Source organism: Dechloromonas aromatica RCB (genome assembly GCF_000012425.1).
In genome coordinates, this window is sequence record NC_007298.1 from 2,336,633 (window position 1) to 2,355,505 (window position 18,873).

At 57.5% G+C, this 18,873-nt stretch carries 17 protein-coding genes; 3 read left to right on the plus strand and 14 right to left on the minus strand.

Going from position 1 to position 18,873, the window contains the following annotated elements; all coding sequences use genetic code 11:
- Positions 1–32: 32 nt before the first annotated feature.
- The 14 genes from DARO_RS11165 to DARO_RS11230 form a co-directional block, all read right to left on the minus strand.
- Positions 33–1,421 (minus strand): T6SS phospholipase effector Tle1-like catalytic domain-containing protein, encoded by a 1,389-nt coding sequence (locus DARO_RS11165; protein ID WP_011287906.1) that lies wholly within the window; start codon positions 1,419–1,421, stop codon positions 33–35.
- Positions 1,421–1,972, minus strand: coding sequence for a DUF3304 domain-containing protein (locus tag DARO_RS11170; protein WP_011287907.1), 552 nt, complete (start codon positions 1,970–1,972; stop codon positions 1,421–1,423). Before DARO_RS11170 ends, DARO_RS11165 begins: the two co-directional genes overlap by 1 nt.
- Before the next feature lie 3 nt (positions 1,973–1,975).
- A complete protein-coding gene (locus DARO_RS11175) occupies positions 1,976–2,239 on the minus strand; it encodes a hypothetical protein (RefSeq protein ID WP_041224345.1) in 264 nt (87 codons plus the stop codon).
- Positions 2,240–2,241: 2 nt separating this feature from the next.
- Positions 2,242–3,135, minus strand: a complete 894-nt coding sequence (locus DARO_RS11180) for a DUF4123 domain-containing protein (protein WP_011287909.1) — start codon at positions 3,133–3,135, stop codon at positions 2,242–2,244.
- A 2-nt stretch (positions 3,136–3,137) separates the two neighbouring features.
- Positions 3,138–5,933: a type VI secretion system Vgr family protein gene (locus tag DARO_RS11185; protein ID WP_157037195.1), complete on the minus strand. Its 2,796-nt coding sequence runs from the start codon at positions 5,931–5,933 to the stop codon at positions 3,138–3,140.
- Positions 5,934–6,066: 133 nt separating this feature from the next.
- Positions 6,067–6,540, minus strand: coding sequence for a type VI secretion system amidase effector protein Tae4 (locus tag DARO_RS11190; protein WP_011287911.1), 474 nt, complete (start codon positions 6,538–6,540; stop codon positions 6,067–6,069).
- Positions 6,541–6,579: 39 nt separating this feature from the next.
- Positions 6,580–9,279: a type VI secretion system ATPase TssH gene (tssH, locus tag DARO_RS11195; RefSeq protein WP_011287912.1), complete on the minus strand. Its 2,700-nt coding sequence runs from the start codon at positions 9,277–9,279 to the stop codon at positions 6,580–6,582.
- A gap of 17 nt (positions 9,280–9,296) precedes the next feature.
- Positions 9,297–10,361: a type VI secretion system baseplate subunit TssG gene (tssG, locus tag DARO_RS11200; RefSeq protein ID WP_011287913.1), complete on the minus strand. Its 1,065-nt coding sequence runs from the start codon at positions 10,359–10,361 to the stop codon at positions 9,297–9,299.
- On the minus strand, positions 10,325–12,157 hold the full coding sequence (tssF, locus tag DARO_RS11205) for a type VI secretion system baseplate subunit TssF (protein WP_011287914.1): 1,833 nt from the start codon (positions 12,155–12,157) through the stop codon (positions 10,325–10,327). Before tssF ends, tssG begins: the two co-directional genes overlap by 37 nt.
- Positions 12,158–12,637, minus strand: coding sequence for a type VI secretion system baseplate subunit TssE (gene tssE / locus DARO_RS11210; protein WP_011287915.1), 480 nt, complete (start codon positions 12,635–12,637; stop codon positions 12,158–12,160).
- 48 nt (positions 12,638–12,685) lie between these two features.
- Positions 12,686–13,222 (minus strand): Hcp family type VI secretion system effector, encoded by a 537-nt coding sequence (locus tag DARO_RS11215; RefSeq protein WP_011287916.1) that lies wholly within the window; start codon positions 13,220–13,222, stop codon positions 12,686–12,688.
- Positions 13,223–13,254: 32 nt separating this feature from the next.
- The gene (gene tssC, locus DARO_RS11220) at positions 13,255–14,739 is read right to left on the minus strand and encodes a type VI secretion system contractile sheath large subunit (protein ID WP_011287917.1); all 1,485 of its coding nucleotides are present in this window, start codon (positions 14,737–14,739) and stop codon (positions 13,255–13,257) included.
- Positions 14,736–15,248, minus strand: coding sequence for a type VI secretion system contractile sheath small subunit (gene tssB / locus DARO_RS11225; protein ID WP_011287918.1), 513 nt, complete (start codon positions 15,246–15,248; stop codon positions 14,736–14,738). Before tssB ends, tssC begins: the two co-directional genes overlap by 4 nt.
- An 80-nt stretch (positions 15,249–15,328) precedes the next feature.
- Complete coding sequence (locus DARO_RS11230) at positions 15,329–15,946, minus strand: tetratricopeptide repeat protein (RefSeq protein ID WP_011287919.1); 618 nt, start codon at positions 15,944–15,946, stop codon at positions 15,329–15,331.
- Positions 15,947–16,171: 225 nt separating this feature from the next.
- Between DARO_RS11230 and tssJ the strand changes: the two genes are divergently transcribed.
- Genes tssJ through icmH form a run of 3 tightly spaced genes read left to right on the plus strand, consistent with a single transcriptional unit; the run spans position 16,172 to position 18,867 of the window.
- On the plus strand, positions 16,172–16,741 hold the full coding sequence (gene tssJ / locus DARO_RS11235) for a type VI secretion system lipoprotein TssJ (protein ID WP_011287920.1): 570 nt from the start codon (positions 16,172–16,174) through the stop codon (positions 16,739–16,741).
- Between the two features lie 12 nt (positions 16,742–16,753).
- Positions 16,754–18,097, plus strand: coding sequence for a type VI secretion system baseplate subunit TssK (gene tssK, locus DARO_RS11240; RefSeq protein WP_011287921.1), 1,344 nt, complete (start codon positions 16,754–16,756; stop codon positions 18,095–18,097).
- Positions 18,094–18,867 (plus strand): type IVB secretion system protein IcmH/DotU, encoded by a 774-nt coding sequence (gene icmH, locus DARO_RS11245; protein ID WP_011287922.1) that lies wholly within the window; start codon positions 18,094–18,096, stop codon positions 18,865–18,867. Before tssK ends, icmH begins: the two co-directional genes overlap by 4 nt.
- Positions 18,868–18,873: the final 6 nt, after the last annotated feature.

Genomic DNA, 18,873 nt, shown 5'->3' on the forward strand with positions numbered 1-18,873 from the left:
CGGAAGTAAATCAGTTTGGCGCGATGAATCAATCAACCAACTGGCTGAAGAACTGTTCGTAAATGATAATAGTCTGCTGTACTGGCATCAGTCTGTAAGGTTCCACCCGTTGCCGAAAAGTGCTCAAACGAATCATGCACGTAGGTTTCAAAAAAACTTTCGACGGGTGCTGGAATACCCTCGCGCTTCACTGGCATCTTGCCCTGGCCGCGCCCTTCCGGCGTTCGCGCAGTGAAGGTCAGCAAGTGTTTCATGATGCGGAAATCCGCTTCCCTGTCCTTGTTGCCCTTGAATGCTTGGCGTTTCTGCTCGACATCCTCCATCGCCAGACCCGAATCGATCCAGCGCCAGTAATGATCCATGTGCGCCTGAAAATGATGCGTCATGGAACCCGCCGGTTTGACAGCGGCAAGGTAGTCGTTCAGGGATTTTTGAGCGGTGGCGGGGACGTCGAAGGAAGGTTTAAACCTTTCGTCCCAACGCTTGCTTGCCTTCATTTCCCCCAGCGACCTCATCTTCAGCCCGGCCCCGCGCGCCTCGTCGAGCATCTGCAAGAGGGCAATGCGGGCAAGCTGACTGGAGCGCCCTTGCTCATCCATCTCATAGCCGCCGCCGATGTCGGCATGGGCACCGGGATAAACCACGCACCGATGATTGCGGTCGACCTGGGTCAGCGGAAACGCACTGCGCAATTCGTGGGCGGCGACGATATGCGTACACTTTTCCACGAAAGCCGGCACCTTGGTCTTGATCAGTTCGGGCATTTTGTTGGTGCCCGCCCAGCCAACCGACTCGACGGTATCGAAAATCCCGAGAAATTTCACGTTCAGGGGAACATCGTCGTAAGTCAGTTTCGTACCGGCTTTCTTGACCTTGCTATGGGCTGCCAGCCAATGCAGGAAAGCTCGCGCTTCCGTCGAACCACGGGAGAAGCCGAAAACGGCGAGGTTGATTTCATCGACGTTGAGTTTTCCCCTCAAGCGGTCAATTTGGTCAGTGAGTTCAAACAATGCCTTTTCCAGGCGCTCGGTAATGCCATCGGCAAAACCCTTGCCCAATTTTCTGTCGTCGGCTTCTTGATAGCCCTCGGTTTTTAATGTACGTACGCCACCGCGGGTATAAACCTTGGTTTCCTCGTAGCGTTCCCGAAAGCTGAAGGAACGGCCCAAGCCTTCGTAATAGAGACGAATGATCCCCTCGTCGGGATTGTCCTGATGCGCATCGAACAAGGCCGCCACATTGGAATGGCATTTTGGAAAATCCCGTTCACGGTGGTTACCCGTACCATCAAAAAATACCGAAATCCAAGCCTTGAGATGGCATACCGGGCAAGCCGGTGAAGATGATTTTCGGGTCGCTCCCCTTGCCCGCTGAACCATGTTCTCGACTGAACGAACCTTGGGTGTAAGCACGTCAGCCATTATTTCCCCTTCCCATCAATACGTTCAATTGGTCCGCCATCCCAAATTTTGAATAAGGTTTTCACTTCCATCCCGAGAGCGCGTTGCTGAGCTTCCAGCAAATCCTTTCTGGGAGAAGGTGCGCTAGGCGTCACCTGCATCACTACCTTCCGCCCAGGCAAGATGTGCACCACGCCGTAATGCGCCAGATCGGGCCACCATTTTTCGATTTTGGCGATGGTTTTGTAGCCCTGCCCTTTGGGTAGCTTTACCTCAACTTCAACCTCGGTTGCGTTTGCCGGCAATTTGAAACAGCAAATGGTTCCCCCGCTGGTTACTTCGCCTGGTTTAACGTCGTCCATGCTTCCGATGTCTTTGCCGTCGATGTATACCGCTATCAGAGCATCCTGCGAGTAGTTATAGACAATCCCGCTCAAGCCGACTGTTGCCGGTTCCCTGGCTTGGCACCCAGCCAAACATAGCGCGACTACCACCCCGTAAAAGACCGCTTTATCAAACAAGCCGCTCCGCCCACCACCGTTCACGCTGGCAAAAAATCTCCTTATTTCCATGGTTTATTTCTCCTTGCCTTTGCGAGGCGGAATCACGCCTAAAAACTTCGCCATTCCGATTGTAGTGAGGACGAAGGTCAGAACAAGGCCACCCGCGACGGTGAAAAACATTGCTCTATAGCCGCAAGTACCCTCAAAGGACGAGCCGAACCAGTGACACGGCATAACCTCCAGCACCCCATAGCCCAACAGCGCAGAAAAACTGGCTGACAACAAAAGAATAACCATGAACATAAAAATGGATTGAAGTATTCGAGAGAATCCCATCATTACTCCTTGTCTTTCAAACGATCATCCCATCGGATCCAAACTTCGGAGGATGCATCATCCAAGGCTGCACCAAAGGACGGCTTGCTTTTATCCCGATAGTGGATTGCCTCGGCAAACGGTGACTCTTTCTCGAAACCGGGCGGAAATTGCAGGCTTAGTACGCAATACAGCGCCAAGTCTTCTCGTTGCTCAAGGCCGAATGATCTGGCCGTTTCGATACGTTCCCGGACCAAGGTTTCTGCTTCGCATTCACTGTAGGAGGCCAGCAGGAGGCTATCCGCATCATTGACCTGAGCTATGGCAGCATGCACGAACAGGCGGTCCTCAAGAATTTCAACCGTCTTCTGATCGAAGCGCAACGAACCGCTGCTTCGTTGTTGGCCGCTTGCCGAAATGATATGAAGTTTGTTGCAGGCATCCGGCACAGCCCATGCGGAGAGCGGACCAAGGCAACGTGCCATTTCCCCCGATGGAAGAATTGGAAAGAGCACGGCAGTGACGTGAATATCCTGATAGCGAAACAGCACCGCCGTCCGGTTGGGAATCTCTACCTCGCGTATTGCTTGCAGATGCGCTGACAGCGTCGAGAAATCACATTTTCCAATCAAGAAACTGACGGATCGGCTCGCCAGCGCCAGCTGAACAATATTGGGTATCTCTTCGCGGGGAAGCTTAACCAGCCTCGGCCCCATAGCGGCGATCGCCGTGCCTTCGAGATCACCGTACAAATTGACGGCAATACCCCATTGATGTCTATCGACTGCTTGAATCTGTGCAGCACTCAAACGCTGGGCGTCAATGAGCGCATAGCGGTCAGTTTGGTCCGGTTCTGAAAGCCAGGCCGCCAACGTATCCGGCGTTTGGGCCGGGATGCATTCGTAGTGCCACGCCATAGTTACTTATCCAGTTGAACGAATGCAGCGCCGCTACGGCTTGCCGCCTGGAGGCAGGTTGCTTTTCGCTCAGGAGAATTGGCCAAGTTCAGTTCGCCAACGTTCCAGGCCGGCAAGTTTGTTGAAGCACTCTTGGGCCCCGTCAAATTCTTTTGACTCGCCTTCAGTTCCACCTTGCCCGGTGCATGCAGGCTAATATTCCCGCCCTCGATCTTCAGGTAAGCCCCTTGGGCCATAGCGAGGATGTGTTGTTTGGCACTGGCGTTGAGGTTACCGGTGGTGCTGGCGATCGTCACTTTCTTGTCGGCAGCACCGGTGGTTTTGCCGCTTTGGCTTTGCAGGCTGACGCTTCCGCTGGCGGCGTGGAGGTGGATGCCAGTTTCAGTGTTGGGTTTGTTTTTGCCCTTGGCTTTGCCGACGGTGAAGAGGGCAATGCCATCCTTGACGGAGAGGCTGTGGTGGCCTTGGGCGATGAGGTTGGTGTCCTGTCCGGTGGCAATGCTGAGGTGTTTGCCGGCGGCGAGGATGTGGTTTTGCGGGGTGAGTTGGGCGATGCCGGCCGGGGCGCTGTATTGAATGCGCGGTTCTGACCAGGCGGGGACGGTACCGGTGCCGCCGAGGGTGGCTTTGATGGTGTCGCTGCCGGCTTGAGTTTGGCCTTGAGTCGCGGTGGCGCTCATGACGTCGATGGCGTGTTTGAGGGCTTCGCTGGCCGGGAGTTTGTCGGCTTGGGGGTCGCCTTTGAGGGCGGCGTTTTGTTTGGCGGCGACCTCCGCCAAGCTTTGCGTCAGGCTTTGGGCGTCCTGGGTCTGGGCGATGGGTTCGCGGCTGTCGAGGTGGCTGCTGCTGGCATTGGGGCGGGCATCGGCACTGATCAGGAGGCCGTTGCCGGCGCGTATGGCGCTGGCAGACTGGGTCGCCAGTTCGGCGCCGTGGCCACGGTCGGCTTGGCGGGCGTTGTCACTTTGTTGTTTGAGGTGGCCGAGTTGGAGAATGCTCTGGTATTCGGTGGTAGAGACTTCGATGCGGGATTCGCCGGGGGTGTCGTCGAAGACGAGTTGGTTGTAGCCGCCCTGCCCGGTTTTGCTGGCATTGAGTTGCTGGCTTTTGAGGCCGGAGAGGCTGGCGTTGTGGGTGTGGGCTTCGGCTTCCTTGCCCGCGAAGAAGGCGGGGGCATTGGCACTGGCTTGCAGGGTGCTGCCGGCTTGCTGGTTGCCTTGGGCGTCGGTGTTGCCGCTGCCGTTGTAGACGGTGCCGATGATGATCGGGCGGTCGATGTTGCCGTTCTGGAAGGCGACGAGGACTTCCTGGCCGGGGCGCGGGGTCATGTGGCCGCCCCAGTTGGCACCGGCGACGGGGGTCATGACGCGGAGCCAGACGCCAAGGGCGTCGCTGGCCGGACCGTTGTCCGCGCCGGTGGGGTGTTCGCTGCGCCCGGCGGATTGGGCACCACGTTGCCAGGGGAACTGGACGCGGACGCGCCTGTCACGGTCGGTGTGGGTGGGTTGGCCGTTGCCGACGACGACAGCGGTCAGCGTGCCGTTGATGGTCGGGCGCGGGTGGATGTTCCGGCCGTGGCTGTCCGAGCTCAAGGGGCGCCAGGGGATGCTGGCACGGATGGCGGTGATCTGGTTGCGGTAGAGGTCGACGCTTTGTTCGCTGCCCTGCTCCCGGCCTTGTTCGCCATTGACGGTTTCGTCCAGATTATTACGAGCTTGGTGGCTGACGGCGGTGATCAGGAACTTGCGTTGTTCCGGGGCGTCGAGGTCGTGTTCGGGGTGGTCGGCCAGCCTGAAGGTGGTGCCGGGGGCGGCGCTACGGACGGTGCCTTGGCCGTCGAATTGTTTCATTCGCGCATCGATAGCTTGGCGTTGGTTGCCGAGCATACGTTCGCCGTGGGCGCTGTTCTGCCAGGCGTATTGGCCGGGGTCGTGCCAGGCAGCGGTCTTGGGTAGGCTGCCGCTGTCGATACTGCTGCGGGCGCCTTGCGGCCGGGTCGAGAGGCTGCGGTAATCCCAACTGCTGGCGTTGGTTTCGACGGTGTCGAGCTGGCGCAGGCCGTGCCAGCGGTCGAGACTGTCTTCGGAGAGCGTTGCGCCGGCCTGGGTGAAGCGGATGCGGGGTTGCGTGTTATCGGTGAAGGCACCGTTATGGTCAGCGATGATCAGGGTGTGCTTACCCAGGGTGTCGCCTTCTTCAGCCTGGTGTTCGAACCAGCAGAACAACCCCTCTTCGGCCAGCAGACGCTTGAGGAAAGCGAGATCGCTTTCGCGGTATTGCACGGTCATGCCGCGCTTGGGGTAAGCGGCGGTGTCAGCCAGGACCCAGCGCCAGTCGGGAACGAGCTTGCCTTGGGACTTCCAGTCGCCGAGCAGTTCGTCAATGATCTCGATGACGCTCTTGTCCTGAAACAGGTAGTTGTCCTGATTGTGGCCAAGGAAGGCGAGCCAGGGTTCGATGATCAGTTTGTAACGGGCGAAACCGCCGTTGGCACCAAGACGGGTGACTTGCGTAATGTGACCGTGGAAAGGCCGCCGCACTGTGCGCAAGGCACTGGTTTGCAGGTCCAGACGGGCTGGCTGGCCGAGCAAGGCGGTCAGGGATTGCTCGGCGTTGGCCGTCAGAACCGTTAATTGGATGCGATAACCGGCGTGCTCTGCAACCGGGCCGAGGGCTTCGTCAATGCTGGCCGTTTCGGCCAGCAAGGCATCCGGCCCGGCCGGCGTGGTCAGCGTCAGTAGCCGGTCGGTCTGGCGCCAGGCGGCGCCGCCGGAAATCAGATCTAGGAAGCTGTTCATGGTCATGCAATCAACGGTTGGTGTGGTGTAAATAAACGGCAGGATGAACTTTTGAGCAGCTCATCGAAAACCGGATCGAGCCCAACGCGATATGTTAAACGAATTTTATTAAGCCAATGGGATATATAGCTGATCAAGGTAGCTGCCAGAAGCGGACTTCAAGCGGATGTTTGATTTCTGCCGCACAGCACAAGGCGCCAGCATTTCGCCCATCGAGCAGTCCGATCAAGCCACCCTGTGGGCCTGAGCCCTGAATAAAGGCAATAATGCCGCGCCGGCCAAACAACTGGTAGGCAACTTCAGGCAAGCCCTTGTCGAGTGTCAAAATTTCTGGCGTTTCATGACGCACGCTCAACCAGTCGGCGAGTCGGTTGGCTCCATTGAAAGCCTTGCCACCCGCCAGCGGGCCGGCCTCGATGCGCAATGCCCCGCTGAGCGGTACGCCACAGGAGAGCAGCGCCAGACTGGTCAGCACCGCGCCGTTATGCGCATAGCCTAACGAACCGACCTTATCGGCCCAGCCCAGGGTATTGAACAGACTATCCTTGTCCAGCGCGGTATAACGCCGGTAGGCATTGGCAAAGTTGGCGTAGTTCAGGTTAAACATGCATAGCTCTCCAGTTCCTTGACCGATGGAATGCGCCGCTTACTTGATGGCGTATTTGAATTCACCGCTCTTGCCGGCCCCTACCTTGATGCGCTCGACCGCAGCGCCTTCAGCCATGCGGGCCAATACCACCTCGGCGATCTCGGGCAACAGGGTGCCGTTGAGGATGTGATCGACGTTGCGCGCCCCGGAATCGACCTCTGTGCAGCGAGCCAGCACGGCTTCGACCAGCTTGTCGTCCCAGATGAACTCAGCCTTGTGGTTGGCGGCAATCCGGTCACGGATGCGGCCGAGCTTGAGTTCGATGATGCTGACCAGCACGTCGTCGGAGATCGGGTAGTAAGGAACCACCTTCATACGGCCAAGGAAGGCCGGCTTGAAGGACTTGAACAGGATCGGGCGCAGGGCATCGGCCAGCGCATCGGCTTCCGGCAGTTCTTCGGCCGGCTTGTTCAGACAGGACTGCATGATCTGCGTCGAACCGACATTGCTGGTCAGGATGATCAGGGTGTTGCGGAAATCGATTTCACGGCCTTCGGCATCGTCGAGGACGCCCTTGTCGAAGACCTGGAAGAAGAGTTCCAGCACGTCCGGGTGAGCCTTCTCCACTTCATCGAGCAGGACAACGCTATAGGGATTGCGCCGCACGGCTTCGGTCAGCACCCCGCCTTCGCCGTAGCCAACGTAGCCCGGTGGCGAGCCCTTGAGACCGGACACCGAGTGAGCTTCCTGGTATTCGCTCATATTGATGGTAACCAGCTTGCGTTCGCCGCCGTAGAGGATATCGGCCAGCGCCAGGGCGGTTTCGGTCTTGCCGACACCGGAGGGGCCGACAAACATGAAGACGCCTTTCGGCTTGTTCGGGTCTTCGAGGTAGGCGCGGGCGGTGCGAACGCGCTGGGCCACAGCCTCCAGCGCATGATCCTGGCCGATGACCCGTTCCTTTAGGAGCGGCTTCAGGTTGAGGACAGTGTTGATCTCGTTCTTGACCATTTTGCCGAGCGGAATACCGGTCCAGGCGGCAATGATCTCGGCGACGACGTGACCATCGACCTGCAGCGGAACCATCGGCGACTCGCCCTGCAACTCGCGCAGACGCGCCAGGGCCTTGTCGAGTTCGCTATCACCGACCGCTTCGCCCTCGCCTTTCTTGCGCGCCCTGGCTTTGGGTTTTGGTGCGGCGTCGACGGCCACCTCGCCATTTTCGAGCTGTCCACGCAGTTCGAGAACGCGATTGACCAAGGTTTTTTCTTCTTCAAAACGCGTCTTGAAGATGCTGAGATCAGATTCGATGGCGGAAATCTGCGCCTTGAGTTCCTTGATCCGCGTATCGTGCCAGGCGCCGCTGGCGGCTTCGCGTTCAAGGGCGGCCAGTTCGGCCCGCTCGCGCAGCAGCCGCTTGTCAGCTTCGTCTATCAAGGCTGGCGTGGCACTCTGGCCAAGCGCCACCTTGGCACAAGCCGTGTCGAGCACGCTGATTGCCTTGTCCGGCAGTTGGCGGCCGCTGATGTAGCGGTGCGACAGGCGAACCGCTTCGGTCACGGCTTCGTCGAGAACGCGAATACCGAAATGCTTTTCCATCAACGGCACCATGCCGCGCAACATGGCAGAGGCCAGTATCTCGGTTGGCTCCTCGACTTTGACGCCCTGGAAGCGGCGAGCCAGCGCGGCATCCTTCTCGAAGTATTTCTTGTACTCGGCCCAGGTCGTTGCCGCCACGGTGCGCAACTCGCCGCGTGCCAGCGCCGGCTTGAGCAGGTTGGCCGCGTCGTTCTGGCCGGACTGCCCCCCTGCCCCGATCATGGTGTGGGCTTCGTCGATGAACAGGATGATCGGCTTGACGCTCTTCTTGACCTCATCGATGACGTTTTTCAGGCGGTTCTCGAACTCGCCCTTGACGCTGGCGCCGGCCTGCAGCAGCCCCATGTCCAGCGTGTGCAGTTCGACTCCGAGCAGCGGTGGCGGCACATCGTCCTGGGCGATGCGCAAGGCCAACCCTTCGACAACGGCGGTCTTGCCGACACCGGCCTCACCGGTCAGGATCGGATTGTTCTGGCGGCGCCGCATCAGGATGTCGATCACCTGACGAATTTCGCTGTCACGGCCGATCACCGGATCAACCTTGCCATCGCGAGCCCGTTGCGTCAGGTTGGTGGTGAATTGGTCAAGCGCCGGTGTCTTGCCACCTTGCGGGCTACCGGCGAGCAAGGGGTCGGATTCATCTCCGCCCTCAGCCGACGCTGCCAGGCCGGCTACTTCGGCCGCTTCGGCCGAGCCTTCGGTCATCTGGTCGAAGTTGTGCTTCAGTTCGTCCAAACGAACCTTGCCCAGCAGTTTGGAACCACGGAAAGCCAGTTGCGACAGCTCCGGCTCGGTCAGCAGCGCCAGCAACAGGTGGCCGGAACGAATGCGCGGCAGGCGGGCATCGAGCGAGGCGATCAGCCAGGCTTGTTCGAAGAGCTTGAGAATGTGCGTCGAGAAAACCGGCGTCCGGGTATTGCCGGTCTTGAAGCGGTCGATTTCCTGGTTCAGTTCGCGCTCCAGGCCGGTCGGGCTGATACCGCAACGCTTGCCGATGACCAGCAGGTCTGCCCCGGGATTTTCGAGAATCGCGATCAACAGGTGCTCAAGATCAACCTCGTAATTGCCGCGCGACATGCACAGACTGGCGGCGCGTTCGGCTGCCTGGCGGCAGGTGCTATTCAGTTTGCTGATCAGGGTTTTCAGGGAGGTGCTCATCGCGGTCGTTCGTTGTCTTAGTGAATGAAATTGGTGAGATAGCGGGTATCGCTGCGGTCGTTTGTTTCCGGACTAGTCAGCATGAAGCTGTCGTAACCCAGGCGGCAGCCGTTCGCAGCGCCCAGGCCGGCCGGGCGCACATCGGCAGCGCGCAGGATCGGGCAGATTTCGTATTCGAACTGGCCGCCCGTCGCCAGCGTAAGGATTTTCTTGAGGGCGGCAGCCAGCTCGCCATTAGGCAGGAAGGCCAGGTAGCGCTCGTGACGCAGGGGGCCAATATGGATGCGCAGTCGCAAATTACGCTGCCAGACCCGTTCGCCAACCAGGGCGTTGCCGCCCAGTACGACGTTGTGGCCACCCAGCGTCGAGCGCTGCTCAGCAGGAATGGCATACCAATGCCCGACGAACTGTTCAACTTCGACGCTTTCGCGAAAATAGCCGCTGATCACGCGCTGCAGGGTTTCGGCCGAGACCGGCCGCTGCCGCAAAAGGCCGGCAAAGAAGGCAATCGACTCATCGTCGATGGCGCCTGGTCCTTCATTCATGCGTTGACGCAAGGCATCAAAGCCCAGTCCGCTCAGCGCCAGAATAATCGGGAGAAAACGGTTCTGCCGATCCGTTTCATACTGGATCGGCAGCTTGTATTTCTTCCAGGCGCGGTAGAAATGACCAACCGAGCGATTGGTGAACAGATCGAGGAATGCCCGCCCGGAGTCATCACGCTTGAAGCGCGCCTGGTTGATGACCTGCTCGGTGTAATGAATCGGCAGCGTGCCATTGACGCCCAGCATACCCATGAAACTTGGCGTGATCTCGACCCGCTCCAGATCGGCGGTAGCCAGCCCTTCTTCATCGATCCGGTAACTCGGTGCCATGGCGTCGACCTGGCTGGGTGCAAAGCCGAGACGCAACGAATTACGGAAGCGAATCCGCTCGTTGACGACATCGCCACCGGCTGTCCGGGCCGTTTTCCGGAAGACGCTTTCATACAGACGCACGAGCTGGAAAAACTCGTAGCGTTCCGGCGCCTCAAGGGTGCTATCGACTAGGCCAGGATCGAGTCGCCGTTGCGAGGTGCGCATCGGATCAATTCCTCTCCGGTTCGATTGGAAACCACAACCAGTTGAATGAAGCTGTTGAGACTGACGTACAGGCCGAGGAAGCGGTCGATGCAGCGAACGAACACATCAAGACCGCTGCCGACGAAGCTGGATTCGTCAATGGTGATGCGAACCTCCTGGCCTCGCACAAAGCAGGCAAACGGTTTTCCGGCCATCCACACCGTTTTGTCTCGCTGCTCGATATCGAGCACGCCTTCGATCTGCCGGCGGCTGGCCGCCGTTCTCGGCAGATCGTAGAGCGCCAGCATCTCCTGGAATGCCTTGAGACCATTGCCGGTCAGCGACAGATGATTCAGCGACAGATGCGAAATGATCCGCCACTGACCATCCCGTCGATGATCGAAACGATAGGGCTGAGTCGGTTTACGCAGCAGCTTGATCGAACGAACGCTCGAGCCGCCTTCGAGAAACAGGTCGCCGGACGGCATGCCGACTGACATTAAGGTCGGCAATTCGCGATTGGTGCAGGTCAGCTGCAGGCTGAGCACGTCGGTCTTCGGCTGCACCGGGTCGAAATCGGCATCGACGATGGACAGCGAGGTTTCGTAACCCGGGCTGCTTTCTGCAACCAGGTGATCACGCTGGGCATACCAGTAATAGCCGTTGCGCTCCGGGGTTTCGCCATGGCGCAGCGAAAAGAAGGAGCGAAACTCGGTAATCGCTTCGCCCTGCGCGCTTTGGCGGACTCGTCGGACCGAGTCAATCGAATAAACATCGTAGGCGTAAGCCCGTCGCCCGTCGGCAACCACCGGATAGGCCGTCTGGCGATTGCTGATCCGGATCGGATCACCCCGCTGGGCAAACAGATTGACTACCGGCACACAACCCAAGCGCAGGTTCTGCGTGGTTAGCGTTTGCAGCAAACGGGAGGCATCACTGTCCGCCCGCAGATCACCGAGCGCGATGTGAAGGGATATCTTCCCTTCGGCGTGCAAGCCGGAAGGAATCTCGCCGATGTTGATATCAAAAAAATTGAATTTCTCCGGGAAACAGAAATACTCGGTCAGGTAGCGATAGGCGCCGTGTGACGTGTCCGGCATGTCGATCAGCGCCTCCTGATCGGCAAAGCCGACCTCGCTGATCAGCTTCTCCCGCGCGATACGCCAGCGCTCGTCTGCACCGACGGCATAAACTTTCAATTTGCGCAGGAAAATGGCGTCGCGCAGCGCCGAAGCGACCGACGGCTCGGCATCGATATAGACCCGCAACTTCTCGAGCTTGCCCAGCCCGGCCTCGGGGTTGTTGCCACGCAAGGTAAGCGAAAACGAAAGAATGGCATTACAACCGACCGGCAGACGTACTTCGCTGGGCGCACTGGCCACCGGATCGAATGCCAGCTCGCCAATGGAAACCGGCGCCAGTTGAACATCCCATGCCGTCCGGAACTTGCAGACGGCACCCTTGATCGGTCGGGATTGCAACTCTGTTCCCCGCAAGATGGTCGCAACTGAGGTCAGCTCACCGCCGCCATGTTCGAAATGAGCGATGGAGCAACTCGGAAACGGCCGCAGATAGTGCGGGTAGAGGACGTTGAGCAGTGCTTCAGTGAATTGCGGGTAGCTGTCTTCCAGCTTTTTGGAAACCCGCGCCGTCAGCAACGCGAAGGACTGGATCATCCGCTCGACATGCGGGTCGTCGCAGCCCTCGCCCGACAGCAACAACTGTGCAGAAAGCTTCGGGTAGCGCTCGGCGAACTCGCGGGAATGCTGGCGCAAAAACGCCAGCTCTCGCTCGTAATAAGGCAGCAGATCTTCCACCTAGCCCCCCAGCCGCGGACGGTGCCGGGTCACGGAATACTGCAGGCTGGTCGGCTGCAGCAGTGCATCGAAACTGACCGGTTCCTGGGCTGGCCTGACGACCAGCACGGCATTGATTGAGAAATACAGGGCGTTCACCGTCTTTCGATGCAATTCAAGATCGACACGAACCTCACGCAAGCGCGGCTCGTGAGCCGCAATGGCCGATTCGATCGAAGCGCAGATTCGACGTCGGTCATGGACATTAGCCAGGCTGAGCCCGGCGAAGTCGGACAAACCAAAACCGGCGACCGAGCGCATCGTCAGCGGGTAGGTTGTCTCGAACCCATCATCGAGCACCACCCGTGTATTGAGCAGCGCTTCAAGATCACGGGCGACCGAGTCCTTCAACTGCTCAAGCGACAGACGACGCCGGGCAGCCCCAACGGGCTGATCGTCGAATAATTTATCGAACAGGGAAGGCTCAAAACCTTTGATCATAAAAAAGGCGGAAACGAGTTTCCGCCGTGGATTCCACAAAAATGATTATCAGGTCAGATTCGGCGTGTTCTTGGCCAGGTTCCAGGCGCCCTGGATATTGACCTTGCCGGACTTGGTACCGTCGATGTTCAGCTCGTCGTAGGTCCACTTCACGGCGGAATACTTCAGCGAGAAACTTTCCTTGGGAATGCCTTCCTCATCAACAGCCGGGGAAACCGAGGCGATGATGACATTCTTCAGTTCGATCTTCAGGTACTGATGACGATTCTGGGTAGCCGACGGATTGCCGGTCGTATTCTGACCACCGAAAGCGCGGTAGAAGTAGATGATGACATCGCTGACCACCAGGCCGGACGAACAAGCCTGATACAGCTTCGGGCTGGAACCGTCGATATCCTTGGTAAAGATCATTTCGCCGTGTTCGACGCGCTCGGCAGTATGGCCGCCAGCAGCCGATGCCGTTGCCGACTTCGGCTGGCGCATGGTGTGGCTCCAGCTGTAAACCTCAACCGTGTCCTTGTGCTTGGCATCGCGGGAATCGCCCTTGATGTCACTACCCTTGAATTCGACGTAAATATCCTTCATTTCTTACTTTCTCCTTGGAGGTTAAACAACGCTTAGCTCTTGGTCGATTGCGGCAACTCGGCAACCAGACGCAGCGATACCGAAAGCTCATCCAGCTGGAAATGTGGCCGGATAAACGACACGGCCCGATAAACACCAGGGCGACCCGGCACTTCGCTGACTTCCACGGAAGCCTCGCGCAGCGGGAATTGCGCCTTGGTTTCCTGGGAAGCGGAATCGTCGGCGGTTACATACTGATCAATCCATCGCTGCAGATAGTTCTGCACATTGGCCGCGGAAGCAAAGCTGCCGATCTTGTCGCGCATCATCGCCTTCATGTAATGAGCGATACGGGACACAGCAAACATGTATTGCAACTGGGCGGACAGCGAAGCATTGGCATTGGCCGAGTCGGTATCGTACTTTCTTGCCTTCTGCGCTGATTGCGCGCCAAAGAACGCCGCGTAATCTGTGTTCTTGCAATGAACCAGCGGGATGAAGCCAAGATCGCTCAACTCTTTTTCGCGACGATCGGTAATCGAAATTTCCGTCGGGCACTTGAGTGCTACTTCACCGTCGTCGGTGCGGAAGGTGTGCGTCGGCAGATCTTCAACCAGGCCACCACCTTCAACGCCGCGAATCGCGGCACACCAGCCATAGTTCTCGAAGGCATCGGTCAGACGGGCCGCAAAGGCAAAGGCGGCATTGCACCAGAGGTACTTGTCGTGATCAGTACCATCAACCTCTTCAACAAAATTGAAGCCCTCAGTGACTTCGCCATCAATCGGGTTATAGGGCAATCGGCCGAGGAAGCGTGGCAAGGCGAGACCGACATAGCGCGAATCCTCGGACTCACGGAAGGACTTCCACTTGGCGTATTCGACGGTATCGAACACCTTGCCCATGTCGCGCGGCTTGCCGAGTTCGGTATGTGACTCCAGGCCGAACAACTGCGGCGCGGCGGAAGCAATGAACGGCGCATGCGAGGCAGCGGCGATATGCGACATCTGTTCGACGAAGTACATATCCTCGGGCTGACGGCTGATTTCGTACTGACCGATCAAGGTACCAAACGGCGCACCACCGAAAGTGCCGAATTCTTCTTCATAAACCTTCTTGAACAAGGCGCTCTGGTCGAAATCGATGGCTGTCTTGAAATCTTTGACCAATTCGCGCTTCGAAGCGTTGAACAGCTTGATCTTGAGTTGCTGGCCAGTCGAGGTCTGCTTGCAAAGGTAATGCAGACCGGTCCAGGCACTTTCGAGGGCTTGGAATTCAGGAGCATGCATCACTTCACTTAGCTGCTCGGAAATCAGGCGATCGAGTTCGGCCACGCGGGCATCGAGGGATGCTGCCAGATTCTCGGAAACAACCACTTCGCCATCCAGCACCTGATTGACCAGTTCGCTGATAATGTCGCGGGCCCGGTTCTTTTCCTGATCGGACTGGGCGACACGGCTCTCTTCGATGATCTGGTCGAGCAGGCCCGATTCGCGAGCATTGGCCGGCGCGGAGGCAACTGCAGCCTGCGCGCTCATTGTCCGTCTCCTGCGTTCGTCTTGCCGCCCAGACTCTGCAACTGCTCGGTGCTGTTCAGGACATCATTCAGCAGATCTTCAAGCTTTTCATTGCCGGCCAGCTTGTTACGGAGATCGGCCAGCTTGGCCCGCGCTTCCTGCAGCTTGCGCAGCGGTTCAACCTGCTGAACCACAGACTCCGGGCGAAAATCCTCGAATTTTTCGAACTTGATATCGACGCCCAGTTCGCCACCGGCTTCGGTCAGTCGGTTCTTGACGCGGAATGCAGCGCGCGGCGCCATGCCTTCCATGACATCGTCGAAATTGTCCATATCAACGTTCACAAACTTGCGATCGCGAACCTTGCCCTGCGGCTCTTTTGACTGGGCAGCAAAATCCCCTAGTACGCCAACCACAAAGGGCAACTCCTTGACCTCGAGGGCATCGCCGATCTCAACATCGTAGGTTAGCTGAACGCGCGGCGGACGAACCTTTTGCAACCGCTTTTGAACACTCTCTTTTTTCGCCACAAGACCCTCCGGTATGGATATCCAGCCGGCCACACAAAGCGAAAAACGCCTCAGGGCCGATCAATAATTAACTTAAAAAATCACTTCAAAAGGCTGAACGGATTGGCACCAGATGCCGCTGGCGCGGTATCCGCCGCCGCGCTGGCCTTTTTGGGAGTTGTTGCCGCCACTGGTTTGGGACGAGCTACAGGTATCGCCTTCTTTTTCTTCTCTTCACCTGGCGGAACCAACACATCCTCGCCCAAGGTATCGCGCATGACCTTGGCCAAGCCAACGGCATCAGAGCGAGCATCACCTTTCAACTCGACATCTCCACGCAGATCAGTCAAAGACTGGGCCGCCACCCTCAAGCCGGCGACAGCACGAATACTTTTTGCCGATCGATCCGTACCATCGCGCTGCAAAGCCTCTTCGGCCGCAACAATCGCCTGCGCGTAGTTCTCGGCGTCGAAATGCACCTTGGCCATGCGTATCCAAGGTTCCTTTCGCCCAGGATTCCTTTTTGCCAAATCACCGAGAACTTTTACCGCTTCCTCCTGGTTACCCTTTTCCAACAAGGAATCTACGCTCATGCTGGATTGAGCCATTGCAGCAGAAAACTCTTCCTGGCTCATCGATGGCTTGTTGCCGGCACAACCAGAAATCGCCACCGAGGCACTGAAAACAAGTGCAACTGACAGACGTTTAAAGGTAAACATTCAGACTCCTGAGTATGCCAAATGGCGTATAACATGCCATTTGGTTTGCTTAGATGAAACCGAAATAGTACATTACGAACTCGGCAATTATCAACACATATGCATATTTTCGTTTCTCATTTATATGATTTTTAGCCAATTTCAATAATTAATGCACCTTCAATGACAATTGCAACACCGATACGGTTTTTCAGCACCCAGTTGGCAGCCGTGATGTTCTTATCCATGCTGCTTTCCGGCTGTGCTCAGGTTTCCGCCTTGCAGATGGCCGGAACCGCTGTGGGGATGGTTCTCGAAGCGACGGGCGTCACCAAGAAAGACAATGGCGACCAAAGCAAAATCACCAAAGATCTGCCAATAAGGATTTTTGCCGGTGATCAGTTAAATTTGACTAGCAACAGCAAACCGCTGTCCCTGGTCATCAAGATTTACGTTTTGCGTTCTTCTGAACGCCTTAAAACACTCACCTACCCGCAGATAACCTCCACCGAGAGCGAAAAGGAGGCTCTTGGCGATGAGTTGATTTCAGTCCGTGAAATTATTCTGCTCCCCGGAAAATCCTACGACGCTGTTCTAAAGATTCCCGGAGATGCCACAACGATCGGTGTCGTTGGCATGTTTCGCGCGCCGTATTCGTCCAGATGGAAACTCGCTTTCGACAGCAAGCAGTCATTCGATAGCGGAATCACCATCGGGGCGCACGCCTGTGCCCTGAGCGCCAGCAAAGGCGCCTTGGTCACCGAAATCAGCCCTGAATCAGTGCGATCACTGGTCGGCATCCAATGCAACTCTTAACAAACTGAAACAATGAACAACGCAAAAATTCTCTGGGGTGAAGGGCTTTTTCTTCGTCCACAGCATTTCCAACAGCAGGACATCCAAACCGACGCCATGAACCGGCGCACCTTGCTCTCGGCCAACCCCTTCGCCTGGGGCATGCGCGACCTGGATCTCGATCTCGATTCGCTGAAAAACGGGGTACTGCGCTTCAACCGCATTGATGCAGTTTTTGCCAATGGAAATTTTTTCACGGCTCCCGATATTGACCAGTTACCCGCCCCTCTGGCTCTGGATGCTGCCGTCGACGAAGACGGAGCTACCGAGTTCTTTCTGGCGCTGCATCACCTGAACGCCCATGGCGGCAACTGTGCTGAAGACGTTTCCGACTCGGGCCAGGCTCGTTATCTGATCGTTCCCCGCGACAGGGCCGATCTTTATACCGAGGCAGCCGAAGCCGACATCGCCACGCTCAGCCAAATTTCGCACCTTAAATCCGCCAACGAGAATCGCGACCAGTTCCTGACGCTGCCTGTCGCACGAATTCGCCGCACTTCCAGCAACGGTTTTGAAGTTGATCCCTCTTTTGTTCCGCCGTCGATCAGCCTGCGTAGCGCCCCCAATCTATACACGCTGCTCCGCCGGCAGATTGATGCCCTTCTTGCCAAGGTAGATGCGCTTTATGGCTTTCATCGAGAGCCATCAAAAAACGTGATCGAATTCCGCTCCGGCGACATTGCCTCCTTCTGGCTGCTCCACACGGCGAGTAGTGCCTGCGCCACGCTGACCCACCTGTTCCGCAACCCGGACACCTCACCGGAACGACTATTCCAGGAATTGCTGCGCCTGGCCGGTGGACTGATGACCTTTTCCAAGGCGTATACCCTGAACGACCTGCCCAGCTACGACCACCTGCAGCCCGGCCCTGGCTTTGCCCGTATCGACCAGATTTTGCGCGAATTGCTCGACACCGTGATTTCCACCCGTTTCTTCGCGATTTCTCTGACTCAGCCCAAGCCGGCGTTCTACGCCGGCCATCTGGATTCCGAAAAGATCAATAGCGAAACAGCTTTTTACCTTTCGATCACGGCAGCGCATCCACAGTCCGAAATCATCGAGTCGATTCCTTTCCGCATCAAGCTGGGCGCCCCGGACGATGTCGAAAAACTCGTACTCTCCGCCATGTCCGGCGTTCGCCTGACCCATGCCGCCCAAGTTCCAGCCGCCATTCCGGTTCGTCCCGGCGCCTGCTATTTCGCACTGGATGCCCACGGCCCGCTTTACGAACGAATGCTCAAAGCCCAATCCATCATGATTTACGCCCCGGAAAGTTACCGGGATCTCACCATTGAATTGATTGCCGTTACGCCATGACCACAGCCCCCAGTCTTTTTTCCATCGCTCCGAGTACACGCCCAGACGACTCAGTCACTGATCGTCCGGCCAAGAACCTTGTCGACCTGCTGTACGACGGCTTCTACATGCTGATCCTGCTCAACAACCGCAGCGTTCCGAAGGATCCTGACGAATTCTCCGGAAACATCCAGAAATTTCTTGACCAGTTCGAGCGGGCAGCCAAGAAAAACAACTTCAATGCCGAAGACATTTTCGATGCCAAGTACGCTTTCTGTGCGGCGATCGACGAGTCCGTTCTTTCCTCCAGGATGAACATTCGCGATGTCTGGGAACGCCGCCCTTTGCAGCTGGTGCTATTCGGCGACCAGCTGGCCGGCGAACATTTTTTTGACAAGCTTGAAATTGCACGCAATGGTGGCGCCAGCCGGATCAACGCCCTCGAAGTCTTCCACATGTGCCTGCTAATCGGCTTCAAAGGGCGCTACCTGCTGGAAGGTCCGGAAAAGCTCAAATACCTGACATTGCAACTTGGCGAGCAAATCGCCCACATCAAGGGCAAGGCAGCGACGTTCGCCCCGAATTGGGCAGCTCCCGACACCATCTCCAACGCCATCAAACGCGACATTCCTTTCTGGGTCATCACCTCCGTACTAGCGCTACTCGGCCTAGTCGCCTATATCGGCCTTGACTGGCATGCCGGCAGCACGGTCCAGAACACCCTGTCACCCTTCAAAAACATTGTCCAACTGGCCCCTCGGGCGCCAACGCTGACCATCACCCTGCCCTGATCAGCC